Origin of the sequence: Kitasatospora aureofaciens (genome assembly GCF_019192735.1) — a bacterium.
Lineage (GTDB): Bacteria > Actinomycetota > Actinomycetes > Streptomycetales > Streptomycetaceae > Kitasatospora > Kitasatospora aureofaciens_A.
Genome location: NZ_JAHTKP010000003.1, coordinates 269523 through 290628 on the forward strand (window position 1 = coordinate 269523; position 21106 = coordinate 290628).

Below are 21106 nucleotides of genomic sequence, written 5' to 3' on the forward strand. Positions count from 1 at the left end.
CCCGGCTTGCTCGCTCTGGGTGACCGACTTGCTGCGCTACGGTGACGGCCCCTTCGTCGCCGACACCCTCCCGAGGCAGCTGTGCCACTTCGCCCAGCCCGACCGTCCGCCGCCCTCCTCTGGGCGCTGCTGCTCGCCACGGGCTGTACCACGGTCGGCGGGCCGTCCGTCGACCGGGCCGCGCCGGGGCGCGAACTGTCCGCGGCCGAACTGCGGGCGGCGGCGGTGGCCGACGCCGACCTCGGGTCCGGCTACACGGTGACGGTGATGACGCCCGGTCACGGCGACACCGGGGCGGGCGCCGGGCGGGAGCTCGCGGACGCCCCGGCCTGCCAGCCGTTGCTGGACGCGGTGGCCCCGGGCGGCGGGGCGGGCCCCGGCTCGGCCACACCCGGCCCGGGGCTCCCGTATGCGGAGACCGATCTGAGTGTGGCCCGGGCCGCCGACCCCAAGGGCGCGGCGTACGGAGCCCTGGTGGGCTACCGGGCCGGGCGGGCGGCGCAGGTGCAGGCGGAGCTGGAGAAGCTGTTCGGCCCGTGCGCCACTTTCAGCTCGACGGCGCCGCCACCACCCGCGGAGAAGGGGAAGAGGGGCGCGCAGGCGACGCACACCCGGCACCGGCTGGCCCAGGTCGACACGCCCACGCCCGAGGGAGCCGACGCGGCGACCGGATTCACCCTGACGAATGAATCGGGTACGGCGGTGCTCTCGCAGCGTGCGGTGCTGACGCGGGTCGGACCGGCGCTCGCGGTCTTCACCACCTTCGGTGTCGCCACCGAGCCGGCCGGCGCGCCGGACGAGCGGATCGTCCGGCAGCAGGTGGCGAAGCTGCGGGCCGCCCAGCTGAAGAAGTAGCGGCTGAAGAAGTAGCGGCTGAAGAAGTAGCGCGACTCAAGAAGTAGCCCGCTGAAGAAGGAGCGCAGCCGAAGAAGGAGGCAGCGGTAGGCGGCTCAGCGCGCCCCGGCCTCCGAATGGGTGGCGACCAGGTGCTCCAACCGGGTGAGGGCGATCCGGCGCAGCTCGTCCGCCGCGATCAGCCGCTCCTCGTCCGGGTCGTTGGCCAGCCGGGTGCGGATCGAGGAGAGCACGGTGGAGAGCATCTCCTCGGGCGCCACGCCGTCCAGGCAGACCACGAAGACGTGGCCGAATCTGGCCTCGTACGCGGCGTGGGCCGCCCGCAGCGCGGTGTGCGCCGCCTGGCTGCCCGGGGCCCGCATGCCGAGCAGCGGCTGCGGCATCCAGCTCTCGTCCGCCAGCGCCTCGGCGAGGTCGGCCGGGCGGAGGTCGTAGGAGGCCTCGCTGGCAGCGGCCAGCAGGGACTCTATGTCGGGGTACGGCCGGTGGGCGGTGAGCCGGAGGGCCCAGCGGTGGCTGCCGCAGCAGGCCAGTAAGGCCTCCTCGGCGGCGCCGGCGTCGGCCTCGTTGAAGCGGTGCAACCCGAGGAGGGTCGGCTCGGAGCTGGGATCGAGCCGCTGTGACGGGATGTCGCTGGCCAGCGGGTCCTCCTCGTGAGGGCGGGAAGGTGGCCGGTGATGTGGGTGGGTGAAGCAGCTGAAGTATGGGGGCTACGGGGTGGCGTCCAGCGCCTGCCGGGCAGCGGCTCCACGGTAGTTGAGCCGTCATCGGTTGGGGAGGGCGCATGCGGATTTCATCCGAACGAGCTATCAAGTTGTGACGTTGACACCTTCGTGTCAGCGCCCTCCCCGCGTTCATCTGCTAGTACACCGGGTCTGCCCGGTGCGCGGGCTCAGCTGCAGCGCGTCCCGGGGGCCGGCAGCGTGCCCGCGGTCAGGTAGGCCTCGTAGGCCTGGTCGATGCAGGCGTTGCCCTTGCCGAACGCGCCGTGGCCCTCGCCCACCCGGGTGAGCAGGGTGGCGTTGGCGAAGCCCTTGGCGAGCGACTCGGCGGCCGCGTACGGGGTGGCCGGGTCACCGGTGGAGCCGACCACCAGGATCGGGTCGGCGCCCTCGGCCCGGATGGTGTGCGGCTTCTCGGTGGTCTTGAAGGGCCAGTAGGCGCAGCCGGCCTCGGTGTAGTCGTCGACCGACACGCCCTTGGACATCAGCGGTGCCTCGGCCTGGAGCTTGGCCACGACCTGCTGGGCCTTCTCCGGCGTCGGCGCGGGGGAGGCGATGTCGGCGCAGCGGATCGCGCCCAGCGCCTCCTGCGAGGCGTTGTAGTGGCCGTTCTGGTCGCGGCCGTTGTACTCGTCGGCGAAGGCCAGCAGACCGTCGCCCACGCCGCGCTTCATCGCCCAGCCGAGCGAATTGCGCAGGTATTGCCAGGAGGTCTTCTCGTCGCCGTAGAGCAACTGCGTCGTGCCGGTCCAGGCGAGGTCGCTGCCGATCTTGCGGCCGTCCTTGGCGGTCAGCGGGTGGTCGCGCAGGCCGTCCAGGAAGTCGGCGGCCTTCTTGGCGGCCTGGTCCGGGTCGCTGCCGAGCGGGCACTCGGCGGCGTGGTTGTTGACGCAGTCGGCGGCGAAGCGGTCGAAGGACTTCTCGAAGCCGATCCGCTGGTTCACGCCCTCGTCGAGGCTGTCGGCGGCCGGGTCGACGGCGCCGTCCAGGATGAGCCGGCCGACGTACTTCGGGAACTCCTCGGCGTAGAGCGAGCCGAGGTAGGTGCCGTAGGAGACGCCGAGGTAGTTGAGCTTCTTGTCGCCGACGGCGGCGCGCAGCACGTCCATGTCCCGGGCGGTGTTGCGGGTGCCGACGAAGGGCAGCAGCTTGCCGGCCTTGGCCTCGCAGGCGGCGGCGTGGTCGGTGGCCATCTTGACGTGCTGCGTCTTGCGGGCGGCCGGGTCGAGCGGCTCGTCGGTCTGGTCGAGGGCGTCCCGCTGCTTGTCGTCGTAGCAGACGATCGGCGAACTGTCGCCGGTGCCGCGGGGGTCGAACCCGATGACGTCGAAGCGGTTGTGCAGGGCGCCGGTGAAGTCCTTGGCGCCGTACTTGACCATGTCGACGCCGGACTCGCCCGGGCCGCCCGGGTTGACCATCAGCGAGCCGACCTTCTGGTCCGGCTTGGCGGCCGGGAGCTTGATCAGCGCGACGTCGAGCGCGTCCTTGGTGGCGTTGGCGTAGTCGAGCGGGACGTGCAGCTTGCCGCACTGCATGCCGGATATGTCGATCTTGGCCTTCTCGGCCTGGGGGTCGGCCGGGCAGGCGGCCCAGGCGATCTGCTGGCCGTAGAACGGCTTGAGGGCGGGGTCGTCCGCCCCGGTGGGCTTCGGCGTCGGGGTGGGGGTGGCGGTCGGGGTGGCCGCTGCGGGGGCGCCGGCGGCCTTGTCCTGGGCGGGCGCGGCGTTGTCGTTGCAGGCGGAGCTGAGCAGGAGGGTGCCTGCCGCCAGGGCGGTCAGCAGGACCCGTGGGCGGGCGGCCCGGTTGATGTTCATCGCACGTATGTATCACTGCCGGGTGGCACGTCCGATCGAGGGGTACCGGGCTGCCCGCCTGCCGCCTGATCAGGCGCGATGGACCTTGTGGTTGGCGGCCTGGGCGCGCGGCCGGACCACCAGGAGGTCGATGTTCACGTGCGACGGCCGGGTGACCGTCCAGGCGACGGTGTCGGCGATGTCCTCCGAAGTCAGCGGCTCGGCCACGCCCGCGTACACGGCCGCCGCCTTCTCCTCGTCGCCGCCGAAGCGGGTGAGCGCGAAGCCCTCGGACTTCACCATGCCGGGGGCGATCTCGATCACCCGGATCGGCTCCCCGCACAGCTCCAGCCGCAGCGTCGCCGCGATGGTGTGTGCGGCGTGCTTGGCCGCGACGTACCCGCCGCCGCCCTCGTACGCGGCCAGCGCGGCCGTCGAGGAGAGCACCAGCACGGTGCCGTCGCCGGTGGCGCGCAGGGCGGGCAGCAGCGCCTGCGTCATGTGCAGGACGCCGAGCACGTTCACCTCGTACATGGCGCGCCAGTCGGCCGGGTCGCCGTGCTCGATCGATTCGGCGCCGAGCGCCCCGCCCGCGTTGTTCACCAGGACGTCCACCCGGCCGACCTCGGCGGCGAAGGCGTCCACGGCCGCCCGGTCGGTGACGTCCAGCGTGACCGCTCTTGCTGAACCGCCCCGGCCGCCGATCTCCTTGGCCAGTGCCTCGATGCGCTCGGTCCGCCGGGCGGTCAGCACCACGTCGAAACCCTCCGCGGCCAGCCGGCGGGCGGTCGCCGCGCCGATCCCGCTGCTGGCACCGGTGACCACGGCCACCTTCTGCTCGGTCATTGCCACTCCCTGGGCTTGTCGTATCGGTCTGCACGTCGGTCGTTGGTCCGATCATCTCAACCGCGTCGGCTCCGCCGTCTTCCGGCCGGGCGCCACTACATTGCGAGGAGGAGCACCAGCCCGCCGATCCCGTGGAGACACCCATGGCAGCCGAGCCGCGCCGCGCCGAGTCCGCCCGTCGTTCGGAGTCGGGCTTCCCGATCGAGCCGCTGTACGGCCCGGAGGCGCTGGCCGGCTGGGACCCGGCGACCCGGCTGGGGCGGCCGGGGGAGTACCCGTACACCCGGGGCGTCTACCCGTCGATGTACACCGGCCGGCCGTGGACGATGCGCCAGTACGCGGGCTTCGGCACCGCCGCCGAGTCCAACGCCCGCTACCGGCAGCTGATCGCCGGCGGCAGCACCGGCCTCTCGGTGGCCTTCGACCTGCCCACCCAGATGGGCTACGACTCGGACGCGCCGCTCGCCGCAGGGGAGGTCGGAAAGGTCGGGGTCGCGGTCGACAGCGTCGAGGACATGGCGGTGCTGTTCGACGGCATCCCGCTGGGCGGGGTGTCCACCTCGATGACCATCAACGCGCCGGCCGCTCTGCTGCTGCTCCTCTACCAACTCGTCGGCGAGGCCCAGGGGGTGGCGCCGGCCGAGCTCACCGGGACGATCCAGAACGACGTGCTGAAGGAGTACATCGCCCGCGGCACCTACATCTTCCCGCCGGCGCCCTCGCTGCGGCTGGTCGCGGACGTGTTCCGGTACTGCCGGGCGGAGATCCCGCGCTGGAACACCATCTCCATCTCCGGCTACCACATGGCCGAGGCCGGGGCGGGCCCCGCGCAGGAGATCGCCTTCACGCTCGCCAACGGCATCGCCTACGTCCGCACCGCGCTCGCCGCCGGGATGGCCGTGGACGAGTTCGCGCCCCGGCTGTCGTTCTTCTTCGTGGCGCGCACCACGCTGCTGGAGGAAGTGGCCAAGTTCCGTGCCGCACGCCGGATCTGGGCCCGGGTGATGCGCGAGGAGTTCGGCGCGCGGGACCCGCGCTCGCAGATGCTGCGCTTCCACACCCAGACCGCCGGGGTGCAGCTGACCGCCCAGCAGCCCGAGGTGAACCTGGTCCGGGTCTCGGTGCAGGCGCTCGCCGCCGTGCTCGGCGGCACCCAGTCGCTGCACACCAACAGCTTCGACGAGGCGATCGCGCTGCCCACCGAGAAGGCCGCCCGGCTCGCCCTGCGCACCCAGCAGGTGCTCGCGTACGAGACCGACGTGACCGCCACCGTCGACCCGTTCGCCGGCTCGTACGTGGTCGAGTCGCTGACCGACGAGGTGGAGGCCACCGCCCTCGCCCTGATGGCCCGGGTCGAGGAGCTGGGCGGCGCGGTGGCCGCGATCGAACACGGCTACCAGAAGGCGGAGATCGAGCGCACCGCCTACCGCGTCCAGCAGGAGACCGACGCCGGCGAGCGCACGGTGGTCGGCGTCAACCGCTTCCGGCTGGACGCCGAGGAGCCGTACCAGCCGCTGCGGGTGGACCCGGCGATCGAGCGCCGGCAGGCCGAGCGGCTGGCCCGGCTGCGCGCGGAGCGCGACGCCCCGGCGGTCGGCCGGGCGCTGAACGGGCTGCGTCGAGCTGCCGAAGGCGACGCGAACGTCCTGTACCCCATGAAGGAGGCGCTGGCCGCCCGCGCTACCGTCGGGGAGGTGTGCGACGCGCTGCGCGAGGTGTGGGGCACATACGCGCCGGTGGAGCGGTTCTGACCCCATGTCAAGGAAGCGGGGCCGTGACCACCGGCCCGGGTGATCGTTGCACAGGGCAAGCAACCCGGGGAAGGCGGCTGAAACGAGATGTCATACCCACCTGTCCGGCCGGTATGCGCCCATCCGGGGACTAGTTTTCCGGAAGTCGGGCCAAATCCCCCCAACAGCCCTACTCTTAATGAGATGAACCGTCCTGAGCCCGCTCAGCCGGGCACCACTCTCGCCGCTGCCCGCCCCGCCGCCGAACTGCGTGCCCGGGTCAGCGGGCTGGAGTCCGAGCTGATCGCCTTCCGCCGCGATCTGCACCGGCACCCGGAGCTGGGCCGCCAGGAGTTCCGCACCACCGGCCTGCTCCGCGACCGCCTGGTGGCGGCCGGCCTGAAGCCCCGGGTGCTGCCCGGCGGCACCGGCCTGATCGTCGACATCGTCCCGCCCGGGACGGCCCCCGGCACCGAGTTCCTGGCCTTCCGCGCCGACATCGACGCGCTGCCGATCGACGACGCCAAGACCGATGCGCCGTACCGCTCGACCGTCCCCGGCCGGGCCCACGCCTGCGGCCACGACGTGCACACCTCGGTGGTGCTCGGCACCGGCCTGGTGCTGGCCGAGGCGGTCCGCACCGGCGAACTGCGCCGCCCGGTCCGGCTGGTCTTCCAGCCGGCCGAGGAGGTCATGCCCGGCGGCGCGCTGGACGTCATCAAGGCCCGCGGGATGGACGGCGTCGGCCGGATCTTCGCGGTGCACTGCGACCCGAAGGTCGAGGTGGGCCGGATCGCGCTGCGCACCGGGGCGATCACCTCGGCCTGCGACCGCCTGGTGCTCCACCTGGACGGCCCCGGCGGACACACCGCCCGCCCGCACCTGACCACCGACCTGGTCACCGCGATCGCCAGGATGGCCGCCGACCTGCCGGCCGCCCTGGCCCGCCGGATGGACCCGCGCTGGGGCGTCAGCCTGGTCTGGGGCCGGATCGCCTCCGGCTCCGCGCCCAACGTCATCCCGCAGCACGCCGAACTGGAGGGCACCGTCCGCTGCCTGGAGCTGGACGGCTGGCGCGAGGCGCCGGACCTGCTGCACGAGCTGATCGCCAAGCTCGCCGAGACCTACCGGGCGAAGTGGACGCTCGACTACCACCGGGGGGTCCCGCCGGTGGTGAACGAGGCGGTCTCGGTCGCCCTGCTGGAGGAGGCCATGACGGCCCGGTTCGGGCGCGACGGCGGCCAGGTGGTGGAGAGCACCGAGCAGAGCCTGGGCGGGGAGGACTTCTCCTGGTACCTGGAGCACGCCCCGGGCGCGCTGGCCCGGCTCGGTGTCCGCGCCCCCGGTGACACGACGGTCCGCGACCTGCACCAGGGCCGCTTCGACGTGGACGAGCGGGCGATCGGCATCGGTGTGGAGCTGTTCGCGGCGCTGGCCCTGGAGGTGCCCGGGAGCTGAGCCCCGCACCCGGGAGCAGGTGTCGGACGGGTGGCGGGTTTGTCGGGATCCGGGGTTCTGGCGGGGTTCCGTAAACTGGGGCCACCAGTTCCGGATCGCCGTCCGCGCACGGGAACAGGACATCGGGACGACTGTCAGACCACGGTTTGATAACAACCCGAATGCTCCGGCAGCCCGTAATACAACCGTGTTCTACGCGCGTTACGGTGGCGTCCGACCACGCTAAACGGGTGCGTGTGAGAAGGAGATACTCCCTTGCGCCGTTCAATGAAGCTCGCCGCGGTTGTGCTCTCGGGTTCCCTGGGCATGGCCTCGCTCGCCGCTTGCGGCGCAAAGAGCACTGACAACACCTCCTCCGCCGGTGCCTCCGACGGCTCGCTGAAGGTCGGTATGGCCTACGACATCGGCGGCCGTGGCGACCAGTCCTTCAACGACTCCGCCGCCCGCGGTCTCGACAAGGCCAAGTCCGACCTCGGCGTCTCGGTCACCGAGGCCGAGGCAAAGGCCGGCGAGGCCGAGGCCGACAAGGAGACCCGCCTCAAGAACCTGATCGACGGCGGCTACAAGACCGTCATCGCGGTCGGCTTCGTGTACCAGCAGGCGGTCGACAAGGTCGCCAAGGACAACCCGGACGTCAAGTTCGCGATCATCGACTCGCACGACGACGCCCAGCCGACCAACGTCACCTCGCTGGTCTTCGCCGAGCAGGAGGGTTCCTACCTCGCCGGCGTGGCCGCCGCCCTCAAGTCGCACAACAAGCACGTCGGCTTCATCGGCGGTGTGCAGACCGAGCTGATCAAGAAGTTCGAGGCCGGTTACCGCGCGGGCGTCAAGTCCATCGACCCGCAGATGCCGGTCGAGGTCACCTACCTCACCACGCCCCCGGACTTCTCCGGCTTTGCCTCGCCCGACAAGGGCAAGGAGGCCGCCCAGGGCCAGCTCGACAAGGGCGCGGACGTCATCTACTCCGCGGCCGGTTCCTCCGGCAACGGCTCCATCGAGGCCGTCGCCAACAACAAGCAGGGCGCCCTGGCCATCGGTGTCGACTCCGACCAGGCCACCCAGCCGGCCCTGGCGAAGTACAAGGCCAGCATCCTCACCTCGATGGTGAAGAACGTCGACAACGCGGTGTTCTCCTACATCGACTCGGTCAAGAAGGGCGCGCCGTTCACCGGCACCAAGCTCTTCGACCTGAAGGCCGAAGGTGTCGCGCTCGCCACCACGGGCGGCAAGATCGACGACATCAAGACCCAGCTGGACCAGGCCGCCAACGCGATCAAGACCGGCGCCACCACCGTCCCGACCGCGCCGGCCCAGTAAGGCCCGCGTCCAGGACGTCGTAGCGACTGCCGCCTGCCCGGCAGCGCGATGATGGGCACAGCATCACGGGAGGGGCCCGGCAGGGTGCGCTGAAGGCGTACCCCCGGGCCCCGTCCCGTCCCCCCGTTTCCCCCCTTTGGCCCTCCCAGCGCAACGACGCGCCTCCAGACCACCAGGAGACCGCCATCACCGCATCCGACCCCGTCCCGCTGCGCAAGGACGGTACCCCCAGCGCGGGGACGGCGACCCAGGCCGTCGAACTGCGCGGCATCACCAAGCGCTTCCCCGGCGTCGTGGCCAACCACGACATCAACCTCACCGTCCGCAGCGGCACCGTGCACGCCCTCATGGGCGAGAACGGCGCCGGCAAGTCGACGCTGATGAAGATCCTCTACGGCATGCAGAAGCCGGACGAGGGCACCATCGCGATCAACGGCGAGCTGTGCGAGTTCCACACCCCGGGCGACGCCATCGCCCGCGGCATCGGCATGGTGCACCAGCACTTCATGCTCGCCGACAACCTCACGGTGTGGGAGAACGTCGTCCTCGGCGGCGAGCACCTGTACGGCATCGGCGGCAAGGCCAAGGCGAAGATCAAGGAGATCTCCGACCAGTACGGCCTGGGCGTGCGCCCGGACGCCCTGGTCGAGGATCTCGGCGTCGCCGACCGCCAGCGCGTCGAGATCCTCAAGGTGCTCTACCGAGGCGCCAAGATCCTGATCCTCGACGAGCCGACGGCCGTGCTCGTCCCGCAGGAGGTCGACGCGCTGTTCGACAACCTGCGCGAGCTCAAGTCCGAGGGCGTCACCGTCATCTTCATCTCGCACAAGCTGCACGAGGTGCTGGCGGTCGCCGACGCGATCAGCGTCATCCGGCGCGGCACCACGGTCGGCGACGCCGACCCGAAGACGGTCACCGCCCGCCAGCTCGCCGAGATGATGGTCGGCGCCGAGCTGCCCTCCCCGGAGAGCCGCGAGTCGACCGTCACCACGACCGAGATGCTCGACGTCCAGGGCCTGCGGATCGCCAAGACCGACGCCGAGGGCATCGAGCGCGTCGTGCTCGACGACATCTCGCTGCGCATCCACAAGGGCGAGATCCTCGGCATCGCCGGTGTCGAGGGCAACGGCCAGGCCGAACTGGTCGAGGCCATCATGGGCATGCTCCCGCTGGACGCCGGCACCGTCACCCTCGACGGCAAGGACCTCTCCGGCAGCCTCACCCGGGCCCGCCGCGAGGCCGGCATCGGCTACATCCCCGAGGACCGCCACCGGCACGGCCTGCTGCTGGAGGCCCCGCTCTGGGAGAACCGGATCCTCGGCCACGTCACCGAGAAGCCGAACTCCAGCGGCCCGCTGCTCGACCCGACCGCGGCCCGTCTGGACACCCGGCGGATCGTCGAGGAGTACGACGTCCGTACCCCCGGCATCGAGGTCACCGCGGCGTCCCTCTCCGGCGGCAACCAGCAGAAGCTGATCATCGGCCGCGAGATGAGCCACCAGCCCAAGCTGCTGATCGCCGCCCACCCCACCCGCGGTGTGGACGTCGGCGCGCAGGCGCAGATCTGGGAGCACATCCGGGTCGCGCAGCGCAACGGCCTGGCCGTGCTGCTGATCTCCGCCGACCTGGACGAGCTGATCGGCCTCTCCGACACCATCCGGGTCATCTACCGCGGCCGCCTGGTCGCCGACGCCGACCCGGCCACCGTCACCGCCGAGGACCTGGGCACCGCGATGACCGGTGCGGCCCGCGGCCACATCGAGTCCGAGCCGGAGGCCGTCGAGCACTTCCACGAGATCCTCGTGGAGGGCACCGAGGCCGAGTCCGACGCCGGCCCCACCGACACCGCCGACGACCCGCAGGCGGGGGAGTAACCCACATGACCAGTCCCAACCCTCCCGCCGCCAAGCGCAGCCTGGCGCAGCGGATCAGCGGTGAGCGGATCGTGCTCGCACTGGCGGCGCCGGTGCTCGCGGTCGTGCTCTCGGTGACGATCTGCTCGATCCTGCTGGCGACCTCGGGCAAGAACCCGTTCGACGCGTGGAACGTGATGATCACGTACGCCACGAAGTCGGACGGCCAGGTGGCGATCCTCAACCGGTCCACCACCTACTACCTGGCCGCCGCGGCCGCCGCGTTCGGGTTCCGGATGAACCTGTTCAACATCGGCGTCGAGGGCCAGTACAAGGTCGCGGCGCTGTTCACGGCCTACGTGGGCGCCCAGATCAACCTGCCGTCGATCATCCAGATCCCGCTGCTGCTGATCACCGCCATGCTGGTCGGTGGTCTGTACGCGAGCATCGCCGGTGCGCTGAAGGTCTACCGCGGCGTCAGCGAGGTCATCTCGACCATCATGCTGAACGCCATCTCGATCGCGATCATCGGTCTGCTCCTCGTCCCGGGCATCTTCGCGCCGAAGCAGGGCACCACCAGCAACTCGATCCAGACCGACCCGGTCTCGCAGTCCAGCCACTTCTTCTCGTTCAACACGGCCGGCGGCAACCTCTGGGGCTTCATCTTCATCGCCCTCCTGGTCGGCGTGGCCTTCCAGTTCGTGCTGACCCGCACCCGCTTCGGCTTCGACCTGCGCGCCACCGGCCGCTCGGAGAGCGCCGCCACCGCGTCCGGCGTGAACGTCAAGCGGATGGTCATGATCTCGATGGCGGTCTCCGGCGCGCTGGCCGGCCTGATCGGCCTGCCCGAGCTGCTGCAGAACTCGTACAACTTCGGTCAGGGCTTCCAGCAGAACCTCGGCTTCCTGGGCATCTCCGTCGCCCTGCTCGGCCGGAACAGCCCGATCGGCATGGCCTTCGCGGCGCTGCTGTTCGCGTTCCTGGACTCCACCGGTTCCCAGCTGCCGCTGCCGAAGAACGGCGGCTTCCCGTTCGAGATCGTCGCCGTCATGCAGGGCACCATCGTCATCTGCGTCGTCGTCGCGTACGAGCTGGTGCGCCGGTACGGCCTGAAGCGCCAGCAGCAGAAGGTCGGCGCCCAGCTCGCCGCCCAGCTCGCGGCCACTGAGAAGAAGGAGGCGGCCGCGTGAACGAGCGAAGCGAGCGAGCCATGAAGTACAGCGCGTTGTGCGAAGCACGCGCCGAGCGAAGCGAGGTGTGGGCATGAGCACCGCCACTGCTGCTCGTCCGAAGGCGCCCGGTGCGCCCGCCCAGAAGCGCAAGCTGTCCTGGCCCGTGGTGCTCCTGCTGATCGCGGGCGCCCTGGCCCTGTTCTCCGCCGTGGGCATGGCCACCGGCAACCACTCGCTGACCTCCTCCGGGCAGATCACCGCCGCGCTCAGCGCCGCCGTGCCGATCGGCATGGCCGGTCTGGGCGGTCTCTGGTCCGAGCGGGCCGGCGTGGTCAACATCGGCCTCGAAGGCATGATGGTCGCCGGCACCTTCTGCGGCGCCTGGGCCGGATACCTCGTCAACCCGTGGTTCGGCCTGGTGGCCGGCATGCTCGGCGGTGCGCTCGGTGGCCTGCTGCACGCGGTCATCACCGTCACCTTCGGCGTCGACCACATCGTGTCCGGTGTCGGTATCAACCTGCTGATCCCCGGCATCTGCGCGTACGTCAACCGGATCTACTACAAGGACTACATCTCCGCCGGGGCCGGCGCGAACCAGTCCCCGCCGGCGGATCCGCTGCCGTACATCACGATCCCGGGACTGTCGCCCTGGCTCGACGGCATCGAGAAGCACCACTGGTTCTTCGTGTCGGACCTCGCCGGCGTGCTCGGCGGTCTGATCACCAACATCTCGGTGGTCGTGCTGCTGGCCGGCGCGCTGATCGTGGTCAGCTACTTCGCGCTCTGGCGCACGGTGTTCGGCCTGCGGCTGCGCTCCTGCGGTGAGAACCCGACCGCGGCCGAGTCGCTGGGCGTCAACGTCTACAAGTACAAGTACCTCGCGGTCATCGCCTCCGGCGCCTTCGCCGGCCTCGGCGGGGCGTACCTCTCGCTGGTCGCGGCGCACTTCTACAAGGACGGCCAGACCCTCGGCCGAGGCTTCATCGGCCTCGCGGCGATGATCTTCGGCAACTGGATGCCGGGCGGGCTCGCCATGGGCGCCGGGCTGTTCGGCTTCACCGACAGCCTCCAGCTGCGCGACCCGGAGTCGGTGCACGTGCTGATCCTGATCGTCTCGATCGCGATGGCGCTGCTCGCGCTCTGGCAGCTGTACCGCCGGAAGTTCACCGGCGCGGCGATCTCGATCGTGATCTCCGGCGGCCTCGGCGCCTGGTACGCGCTCACCGACCAGGTGCAGCGCCCGCTGATCGTCGCCACGCCGTACCTGATCACCCTGGTGGTCCTGTCGCTGGCCTCGCAGCGTCTGCGGATGCCGAAGGCGGACGGCCAGATCTACCGCAAGGGCCAGGGCAAGTGATGGCCCCCGTGATCGACTGGGAGCGGCTGCGCACGGCTGCGCGCGAGGCGATGAGCCACGCGTACGCCCCGTACAGCAAGTTCCCGGTCGGCGCGGCGGCGCTGGTGGACGACGGGCGGCTGGTCACCGGCTGCAATGTCGAGAATGCCTCGTACGGGCTCGGGCTGTGCGCCGAGTGCGGGCTGGTGTCCGCGCTGCACGCCGGTGGCGGCGGCCGGCTGGTCGCGTTCACCTGTGTGGACGGGGCCGGCGAGCTGCTGATGCCGTGCGGGCGCTGCCGCCAGCTGCTGTACGAGCACGGCGGTCCCGAGCTGCTGATCGACCTGCCCTCGGGCATACGGCCGATGAGCAAGGTTCTGCCCGACGCGTTCGGGCCGGAGCGGCTCTAGCATCTGCAATTGTTACGCGCGTAGAGTGTCGCGAGTGGGCCGGAACCCGGTCATCTTGCGACACTCTTCGCTTTTGAACCCCTCTTGGAGCACGCATGGACGCCCCCTCCGTCATCAGGACCAAGCGCGACCGCGGAGAGCTGAGCGACGCTCAGATCGACTGGGTCATCGACGCCTACACCCGTGGCGAGGTCGCCGACGAGCAGATGTCCGCCCTGGCCATGGCGATCCTGCTGAACGGCATGAACCTGCGCGAGATCAGCCGCTGGACCGACGCCATGATCCGGTCCGGCGTCCGGATGGACTTCTCCTCCCTCCCGCTGCCCACCAGCGACAAGCACTCCACCGGCGGCGTCGGCGACAAGATCACCCTCCCGCTCGCCCCGCTCGTCGCCGCCTGCGGCGCCGCCGTCCCGCAGCTCTCCGGCCGCGGCCTCGGCCACACCGGCGGCACCCTCGACAAGCTGGAGTCCATCCCCGGCTGGCGCGCCCTGCTCTCCAACGACGAGATGATGGACGTGCTGCGCGACGCCGGCGCGGTCATCTGCGCCGCCGGCGACGGCCTCGCCCCCGCCGACAAGAAGCTGTACGCGCTGCGCGACGTCACCGGCACCGTCGAGGCCATCCCGCTGATCGCCTCCTCGATCATGTCCAAGAAGATCGCCGAGGGCACCGGCGCGCTCGTCCTGGACGTCAAGGTCGGCTCCGGCGCGTTCATGAAGAACCTCGACGACGCCCGCGAACTCGCCCGCACCATGGTCGGCCTGGGCACCACCGCCAGGGTCAACACCGTCGCCCTGCTCACCGACATGTCCACCCCGCTCGGCCTCACCGCGGGCAACGCGCTGGAGGTCCGCGAGTCCGTCGAGGTGCTGGCCGGCGGCGGCCCCGCCGACGTCGTCGAGCTCACCCTCGCCCTCGCCCGCGAGATGCTCGCCGCGGCCGGCGTGCACGGCAAGGACCCGGCCGACGCGCTGCGCGACGGCTCCGCGATGGACCACTGGCGCCGCATGATCGCCGCCCAGGGCGGGGACGTCGACGCCCCGCTCCCGGTCGCCCGCGAGCAGCACATCATCCCGGCCCCGGCCTCCGGCGTGCTCACCACGCTCGACGCCTACGCCGTCGGCGTCTGCGCCTGGCGCCTCGGCGCCGGCCGCGCCCGCAAGGAGGACCCGGTCCAGGCCGGCGCCGGCGTCGAGATGCACGCCAAGCCCGGCGACACCGTCGTGGCCGGCCAGCCCCTGCTGACCCTGCACACCGACACCCCCGAGCGCTACGACTACGCCATCGAGGCCCTGACCGGCGGCATCGAGGTCTCCCCGGCGGGCACGGCGTTCACCCCGAACCCGATCGTCCTCGACCGCATCGCCTGATGCGTCCGGCGTCCTGCGGGCGTGTGCTCAGGCGTACGTCCGCAGGACGCCGGTGTCGAGGGTCCACGGGCCGACCGTGATCGTGTCGCCGAAGACGAACGTCTCGCGGGACGCGTAGCCGGGCTCGGAGTGCACGATGCCGGTGCCCGTGCGGGGATCGATGATCAGGTAGAGCGGGATGCCCATCGCCGTGTAGTCGCGGACCTTGTCGCGGTAATCGTTCTCCGGATCGGACTTGGAGACGATCTCCACGACAAGCACCACCTCGTGGGGGAGGAGTGCCGGTTCTTCGCCCTCAAGGCTCGCTTCGGCGAACACCATCAGATCCGGATTCCGCAACCTGCCCAGGCCGGCATCTTCCAGGTCCGCGCCGCCGTGAGCGATGTAGCCGGGGTGGGTCTGCGGGAGCTGGGCGTTCAGCTGCTCAGCCGTGCGGGCAACGGCGAGCTCGTGCCGCAGGACCGGTGACAGCATCATGAGGATCTTGCCGTCGGCGATCTCGACCTTCCCTGCCCCCGGCACCTGTGGCAGTTGATCCGCGATCTCCCGCAACCGGGCATACACAGCAGGATCGGTGCTCATCTTCCGGAGTCTATCGGCGGCGGTCGGCAGCCGAAGCTATCGTCAGTCGGCCATGGCGAGGGTGATCTTGAGGAAGTCCTCGGGGGCGTCGCGGATGAGGTCGTGGCCGCTCGGGAGGGCGTGGACGGTCCAGGTGGGGTCGTCCAGCAGGCGCTCGTAGGTGGGGAGGAACGGGGTTTCCCCGAAGCGCTCGGCGTGGATGTAGACGCGTCGCGTGACGGTGTCGACGGCGCCGGTGAGGTGCACCGGCTGGAACAGCGTGGCCAGCGGGTGGACGGTGGCGCGCGGGTCCAGGAAGGGGCTCAGGCCGGCCACGGTGCGGCCGTCGCCGGCGGCGGCGCCGGCCAGATAGCGCTGCTTCCAGACGTCGTTGACGATCTGGAAGGCCGACTCACCGTCGCGTGGGACGAAGGCGTCCGCGTAGACCAGCCCTGCGATCCGCTCGGGCGCCCGGTCGGCCACGCCGGAGACGACCAGACCGCCGTAGCTGTGCCCGACCAGGACCGCGTCGGTGATCCGCTCCGCCTCCAGCAGCCCGAGCACGTCCTGGATGTGGGTGTCCAGGTTGACCGCCGCGGTGTTCAGGTGCCCGCGTTCGGCAACCCCGGTCAGCGTCAGCGGGTGGACCTCGTGCCCGGCGGCGCGCAGCCCGTCGGTGAGCGGCCGGTACCACCAGGCGCCGTGCAGCATGCCGGGGATCAGAACGAAGGTCGCCATGTCGTGTTCCTCTGGTCGTTCGTGCGGTTCGGGAGGAACCTACGGCGAATACCTGACACTTGCCGTCAGGTATTCGCCGCAAGATCAACGAATGACCGGCACCGCCTGCCGGGCGGCCGCGTGGGCGCGGTGGGTGGCGTAGAGGGTGACGGCGGCGGCGAGGGTCATGGCGGTGAGGCCCACAGTGGCGGCGCCGGGCCAGCCGGTGGTGTGGTAGGCGTCGGCGCCGAGGGTGCCGCCGAGGCTGTTGCCCAGGTAGTAGGCGATCAGGTAGAGGGCGGAGGCCTGGGCGCGACCCTCGGTGGCGGTGCGGCCGACGGCGGAGGACGCGGTGGCGTGGCCGGCGAAGAAGCCGGCGGTGATGAGGACCAGGCCGAGCAGGGCGCAGGCCAGTGAGTCGGTGAGGGAGAGCAGGAGCCCGGCGGCCGTCACGCCGATGGAGACGTAGAGGGCGCCGCGCCGGCCGAGGCGGGCGGAGAGGCGGCCGGCCGCGGCGGAGGTGCCGGTGCCGACCAGGTAGACCACGAAGATCGAGGCGGCGACCGACTCCGGCAGGCGGAAGGGCGCGGCGATCAGCCGGTAGCCGACGGTGTTGTAGACCGCGCCGAACACGGCCATGAACAGCAGCCCGAGCGCGTACAGCCGGACCAGCAGCGGGTTGCGCAGGTGCCGTCCGACCGTGCGGGCGAGGGCGCGGGCGTCCACCGGGGCCGGGGTGAAGTGCCGGGCGGCGGGGATCAGCAGCCGGAAGGCGAGCGCGGCCAGCAGGGCGAGCGCGGCCGCGGCGGCGAGGCCCCAGCGCCAGCCGAGGGCGGCGGCGGTCCAGCCGGAGAGCAGCCGGCCGCCCATGCCGCCGATGCTGTTGCCGGCCACGTACAGGCCCATCGCGGAGGCCAGGGCGCTCGGGTGGACCTCCTCGGCGAGGTAGGCCATCGCGGTGGCGGGGAGCCCGGCGAGGGCGGCGCCCTGGAGGACGCGCAGCACGACGAGGGTGGTGAGGTCGGGCGCGAACGGCAGGGCGAGGGCGAGCGCGGAGGCGGCGAGGACGGAGGCCGTCATCACGGCGGTGCGGCCGTACCGGTCGGAGAGCGCGCTGGCGGGGAGCAGGGCGAGGGCGAGTCCGAGGGTGGCGGCGGAGGCGGTCCAGCTGGCCTGGCCCGGGGTGAGGTCGAGGTCGGCGGAGAGGATCGGCAGCAGGCCCTGGGTGGAGTAGAGCAGGACGAAGGTGGCGACACCGGCGGCGAACAGGGCGAGGTTGGCGCGGCGGAAGGCGCGCTGGCCGGGGCGGTGGCGGTCGTCGTGGGGAGGGTTGGCGGCGGAGGCATCCGGGGCGGGCACGGATGCCCTGGTATCGGCGGGCTGCATGTCGTCGACGTTAAGCGTGCCGTGTTGATGCGTCCAATGCATGAAGCAGGGATGATCGATGCACTGACGTATGAGTCGAGGTGGTGGCGGGATGACCGCGGAGGAAGTGGCGGACGGAACGGAGTCGCGGTACCGGCAGGCCGAGCTGGGGCCGGACCTGCCGGCCGTCCAACTGGCGCCCCGGCTGGCCCAGTTCGCCGCCGTGGCCCGGCTGGAGCACGTGACGCAGGCGGCGGCCCTGCTCGGGATGCCGCAGCCGACGCTGTCCCGGGCGGTGGCCCGGCTGGAGGAGGAGCTGGGGGTGGATCTGCTGGCCCGTCAGGGCCGGACGGTCCGGCTGACCAGGGCCGGCCGGCTGTTGCTGGCGTCGGTGGAGCGGGCGCTGGCGGAGGTCGAGCGTGGCGCCGAGGCGGCCCGGGCGGAGGCGGATCCGGCGGTCGGGCGGGTGGCGTTCGGCTTCCTGCACACGATGGGGACGGACGCGGTGCCGGCGCTGCTGCGCGGGTTCCGGGCGGCGCATCCGCAGGTCCGGTTCCAGCTGGTGCAGGACTACGTCGCCGCGATGCTGGAGCGCACGCAGGACGGCGAGCTGGACCTCTGTCTGGTGGCGCCGCTGCCGGACGATCCGGCCTTCGTCGCCCGCCCGCTGGACGAGCAGCGGCTGCACCTGGTCGTCCCGGCGGACCACCGGCTGGCCGGGCGGCGGCGGATCCGGCTGGGGGAGGTGGCGGAGGAGCCGTTCGTCGGGCTGGAGCAGGGGTACGGGCTGCGGGCGATCACGGACGGGTTCTGCGCGGAGGCCGGGTTCGTGCCGCGGCTGGCCTTCGAGGGGGAGGAGGCGGAGACGCTGCGCGGACTGGTCGCGGCCGGGCTGGGAGTGGCGCTGCTGCCGCCCGCCCTGGTGCCGCGGCCGGGGGTGGTGGAGCTGGAGGTGACGGCGCCGCGTACCCGGCGGGCGATCGGGCTGGCCTGGGCGGCGGGTCGGCCGCTCACCCCGCCGGTGCGGGCGTTCCGGGATTTCGTGCTGTCGCGGAGGGGGCGGCTGCTGCAGCACGACTGAGGCGCGCGGAATCGCGACCGAGGCGTTCGGAAACACGGCCGAGGCGTCCGGAAAGCGCGACGGAGGCGTTCGGAAATGTGACGCCGCTGGCCCGGGCGGTGGAATTCCGGGTGGACTTTCGACGAACCGGCCGTGTTGGCGGTGGTGGGTCTACGCGCGTAGGGGCTATATTTCCGCAATGGAGAAGCAGATCCCTGTCACCGCCGCGGGCACCGGCCCGCGCATCCCCACCCCCGACCAGATCCGCCGCGCGCCGAAGGTGCTCCTGCACGACCACCTCGACGGCGGGCTGCGCCCGGAGACCGTCGTCGAGCTGGCCGCCGCGACCGGCTACGAGGGCCTCCCCACCACCGACCCCAAGGAACTCGGCGAGTGGTTCCGCGAGGCCGCCGACTCCGGCTCGCTGGTCCGCTACCTGGAGACCTTCGCGCACACCTGCGCGGTCATGCAGACCCGCGACGCCCTGATCAAGGTCGCCGCCGACTGCGCCGAGGACCTGGCCGCCGACGGCGTCGTCTACGCCGAGGTCCGGTACGCCCCCGAGCAGCACCTGGAGGCCGGCCTGACCCTGGACGAGGTCGTCCAGGCCGTCAACGAGGGCTTCCGCCTCGGCGAGGCCAACGCCCGCGCGGCCGGCCACCGGATCCGCGTCGGCACCCTGCTCACCGCGATGCGGCACGCCGCCCGCTCCACCGAGATCGCCGAACTGGCCAACCGCTACCGGGACCAGGGCGTCGTCGGCTTCGACATCGCCGGCGCCGAGGCCGGCCACCCGCCGACCCGCCACCAGGCCGCCTTCGACTACCTCAAGGGCGAGAACAACCACTTCACCATCCACGCGGGCGAGGCCTTCGGCCTGCCGTCGATCTGGGAGGCCCTGCAGTGCTGCGGCGCCGACCGGCTCGGCCACGGCGTGCGGATCGTCGACGACATCACGGTGAACGAGGACGGCAGCGTCGAGCTCGGCCGGCTGGCCGCGTACGTGCGCGACAAGCGCATCCCGCTGGAGATGTGCCCCACCTCCAACCTGCAGACGGCGGCGGCGGCCTCGTACGCCGAGCACCCGATCGGGCTGCTCAGCCGGCTGAAGTTCCGGGTCACCGTGAACACCGACAACCGGCTGATGAGCGGCACCAGCATGAGCCAGGAGTTCGCGCACCTGGTGGAGGCCTTCGGCTACACGCTGGGGGACATGGAGTGGTTCACGGTGAACGCGATGAAGTCGGCGTTCCTGCCGTTCGACGAGCGGCTGGCGATGATCAACGACGTGATCAAGCCGGGCTACGCCGAGCTCAAGGCGGAGTGGCTGTTCAGCGCGGGTGCCGGCGAGCACTGAGCCCGTCCGGGGTTGGTCGGACGAACTGGGTCGGATGAACGCCGGTTTCTGGGAAGGAAATTGGCGTTCATCTGACTAGTCACTCGGGTGAGTGAACGCTCTTTGATCCCCGCGTGGCCCACTCACTACGGTGTGCCAGTCATCGCCGACAGGCCGTGGCGACGGTCGGTCGTCCGTCCCCGCGAGTTGCGTCGGCCACCGACGAGGACTCAAGGGGACGAATTCATGAAGCAGGCTCTCAAGGCCGCCGGCACCGCGGCGCTCGGCATCGCCATCGCGGCGGTGGGCGCCGGCACCGCGTCCGCCGACGCGCCCGCTCCCGGCGGCGTCGGGCTGCCCACCACCGCGCTGTCGAACCCCGCGGTCACCGGTGCGGTCACCGACACCGCCACCAAGCTGCCCGGCGGCGACAAGGTCACGGGCACCCTCGGCACCCTGGCCCCCAGCGCCGGCCAGGCCGCGCCGGCCGCCCCCGAGGGGCCGATCGCCGGGGTCACCCAGCAGCGCGCCGCCGTGCCGAGCATCCCGGGTGTCGACAAGACCCCGCTCGGCGGGCTGACCAACACCCTGCCGCTGCCGGGCCTGGGCGGCTGAGCAAGCCGCCGGCACGGCGACGGGCCGCTCGCCCCGGTGACCCCGGGGCGGGCGGCCCGTCGCCGTGTTCACGGCTCCTGGTTCACGGTTCCTGAGGGAGGAGTAGCCAGAGGGCCAGGTAGATCAGGAACTGCGGGCCGGGCAGCAGGCACGAGGCCAGGAAGATCAGCCGGACCGTCCAGGCCGACAGGCCGAAGCGCTCGGCGATCCCGGCGCAGACGCCGGCGATGACGCGGTTGTGACGGGGGCGGGCGAGGCGCGGGCTCATGGCGGTCTCCGTGTCGTAGCGCCCGGTCCGGCCTCTCCGGCGGGCGTACTTCCATGCTCCGCCGCCGCCCCGCCGGATCCGTCCGCCCACGAGCCGATCCCCGCGACGGCCGCCTCACCGGCGAGGCGTAGCCCCGTCTCGGGGTCCGGCTCAGGGACCACCCGGAGGCCGGCGCCGCGCCCGGGCGGATCCGCTCACCGGAAATAGCCGTTGCGCAGGGCGGACGGCCCGGTCTAGCCTCTCCGGCAACACGTCGAGGGAGACGAGTACTTCCGGGCCCCGCGAGCCGAGAGAGCCGCCGGCAGCTGTGAAGGCG

At 71.7% G+C, this 21106-nt stretch carries 19 protein-coding genes; 12 read left to right on the forward strand and 7 right to left on the reverse strand.

The genetic code is table 11. From position 1 onward, the window contains the following. Positions 1 to 81 precede the first annotated feature (81 nt). A complete protein-coding gene (locus tag KV557_RS05265; protein WP_218198521.1) occupies positions 82 to 855 on the forward strand; it encodes a hypothetical protein in 774 nt (257 codons plus the stop codon). Between the two features lie 95 nt (positions 856 to 950). Here KV557_RS05265 and KV557_RS05270 read toward each other — a convergent pair whose 3' ends face one another. The 3 genes from KV557_RS05270 to KV557_RS05280 all read right to left on the reverse strand — a co-directional run bounded on the left by KV557_RS05270 (position 951) and on the right by KV557_RS05280 (position 4216). Beyond that, on the reverse strand, positions 951 to 1436 hold the full coding sequence (locus KV557_RS05270) for a 2-oxo-4-hydroxy-4-carboxy-5-ureidoimidazoline decarboxylase (protein ID WP_218198522.1): 486 nt from the start codon (positions 1434 to 1436) through the stop codon (positions 951 to 953). A gap of 311 nt (positions 1437 to 1747) precedes the next feature. Then, positions 1748 to 3391, reverse strand: a complete 1644-nt coding sequence (locus tag KV557_RS05275) for an alpha/beta hydrolase (RefSeq protein ID WP_218198523.1) — start codon at positions 3389 to 3391, stop codon at positions 1748 to 1750. A 69-nt stretch (positions 3392 to 3460) separates the two neighbouring features. Then, entirely contained in the window at positions 3461 to 4216 is a 756-nt protein-coding gene (locus KV557_RS05280; RefSeq protein ID WP_218198524.1) for an SDR family oxidoreductase, read from the reverse strand. Between the two features lie 143 nt (positions 4217 to 4359). Here KV557_RS05280 and KV557_RS05285 point away from each other — a divergent pair, with 143 nt between their 5' ends. The 8 genes from KV557_RS05285 to KV557_RS05320 all read left to right on the forward strand — a co-directional run bounded on the left by KV557_RS05285 (position 4360) and on the right by KV557_RS05320 (position 14868). After that, the gene (locus tag KV557_RS05285) at positions 4360 to 5967 is read left to right on the forward strand and encodes an acyl-CoA mutase large subunit family protein (RefSeq protein ID WP_218198525.1); all 1608 of its coding nucleotides are present in this window, start codon (positions 4360 to 4362) and stop codon (positions 5965 to 5967) included. A 183-nt stretch (positions 5968 to 6150) separates the two neighbouring features. Continuing rightward, on the forward strand, positions 6151 to 7404 hold the full coding sequence (locus KV557_RS05290; RefSeq protein ID WP_218198526.1) for an amidohydrolase: 1254 nt from the start codon (positions 6151 to 6153) through the stop codon (positions 7402 to 7404). Positions 7405 to 7659: 255 nt separating this feature from the next. Beyond that, the gene (locus tag KV557_RS05295; RefSeq protein WP_218198527.1) at positions 7660 to 8724 is read left to right on the forward strand and encodes a BMP family lipoprotein; all 1065 of its coding nucleotides are present in this window, start codon (positions 7660 to 7662) and stop codon (positions 8722 to 8724) included. A 293-nt stretch (positions 8725 to 9017) separates the two neighbouring features. Then, positions 9018 to 10598, forward strand: coding sequence for an ABC transporter ATP-binding protein (locus KV557_RS05300; RefSeq protein ID WP_374106592.1), 1581 nt, complete (start codon positions 9018 to 9020; stop codon positions 10596 to 10598). A gap of 5 nt (positions 10599 to 10603) precedes the next feature. After that, positions 10604 to 11767 carry an ABC transporter permease gene (locus KV557_RS05305; protein WP_218198528.1) on the forward strand — a complete coding sequence of 388 codons (1164 nt, stop codon included), beginning with the start codon at positions 10604 to 10606 and terminating at the stop codon, positions 11765 to 11767. Between the two features lie 73 nt (positions 11768 to 11840). Then, positions 11841 to 13106, forward strand: a complete 1266-nt coding sequence (locus tag KV557_RS05310) for an ABC transporter permease (RefSeq protein ID WP_218198529.1) — start codon at positions 11841 to 11843, stop codon at positions 13104 to 13106. Next, entirely contained in the window at positions 13106 to 13495 is a 390-nt protein-coding gene (locus KV557_RS05315; protein ID WP_218198530.1) for a cytidine deaminase, read from the forward strand. The genes KV557_RS05310 and KV557_RS05315 overlap by 1 nt, the downstream gene beginning before the upstream one ends. Positions 13496 to 13590: 95 nt before the next feature. Continuing rightward, entirely contained in the window at positions 13591 to 14868 is a 1278-nt protein-coding gene (locus KV557_RS05320; RefSeq protein ID WP_218198531.1) for a thymidine phosphorylase, read from the forward strand. 27 nt (positions 14869 to 14895) lie between these two features. Here KV557_RS05320 and KV557_RS05325 read toward each other — a convergent pair whose 3' ends face one another. From KV557_RS05325 to KV557_RS05335, 3 genes are all read right to left on the reverse strand, one after another. Continuing rightward, positions 14896 to 15450, reverse strand: a complete 555-nt coding sequence (locus KV557_RS05325) for a Uma2 family endonuclease (protein WP_218198532.1) — start codon at positions 15448 to 15450, stop codon at positions 14896 to 14898. Between the two features lie 42 nt (positions 15451 to 15492). Next, on the reverse strand, positions 15493 to 16167 hold the full coding sequence (locus KV557_RS05330) for an alpha/beta fold hydrolase (RefSeq protein WP_218198533.1): 675 nt from the start codon (positions 16165 to 16167) through the stop codon (positions 15493 to 15495). Between the two features lie 84 nt (positions 16168 to 16251). Beyond that, a complete protein-coding gene (locus tag KV557_RS05335; protein WP_218198534.1) occupies positions 16252 to 17532 on the reverse strand; it encodes an MFS transporter in 1281 nt (426 codons plus the stop codon). Between the two features lie 91 nt (positions 17533 to 17623). On the opposite strand from KV557_RS05335, the gene KV557_RS05340 reads away from it, so the two are divergent. The 3 genes from KV557_RS05340 (at position 17624) to KV557_RS05350 (ending at position 20522) form a co-directional block, all read left to right on the forward strand. Then, the gene (locus KV557_RS05340) at positions 17624 to 18592 is read left to right on the forward strand and encodes a LysR family transcriptional regulator (protein ID WP_218198535.1); all 969 of its coding nucleotides are present in this window, start codon (positions 17624 to 17626) and stop codon (positions 18590 to 18592) included. A gap of 178 nt (positions 18593 to 18770) precedes the next feature. Further along, on the forward strand, positions 18771 to 19928 hold the full coding sequence (locus KV557_RS05345) for an adenosine deaminase (RefSeq protein WP_218198536.1): 1158 nt from the start codon (positions 18771 to 18773) through the stop codon (positions 19926 to 19928). 225 nt (positions 19929 to 20153) lie between these two features. Continuing rightward, positions 20154 to 20522: an ATP-binding protein gene (locus tag KV557_RS05350; protein WP_218198537.1), complete on the forward strand. Its 369-nt coding sequence runs from the start codon at positions 20154 to 20156 to the stop codon at positions 20520 to 20522. Positions 20523 to 20604: 82 nt separating this feature from the next. Here the strand turns inward: KV557_RS05350 and KV557_RS05355 are convergent, their stop codons facing one another. Beyond that, positions 20605 to 20790: a PspC domain-containing protein gene (locus tag KV557_RS05355; protein WP_218198538.1), complete on the reverse strand. Its 186-nt coding sequence runs from the start codon at positions 20788 to 20790 to the stop codon at positions 20605 to 20607. Positions 20791 to 21106: the final 316 nt, after the last annotated feature.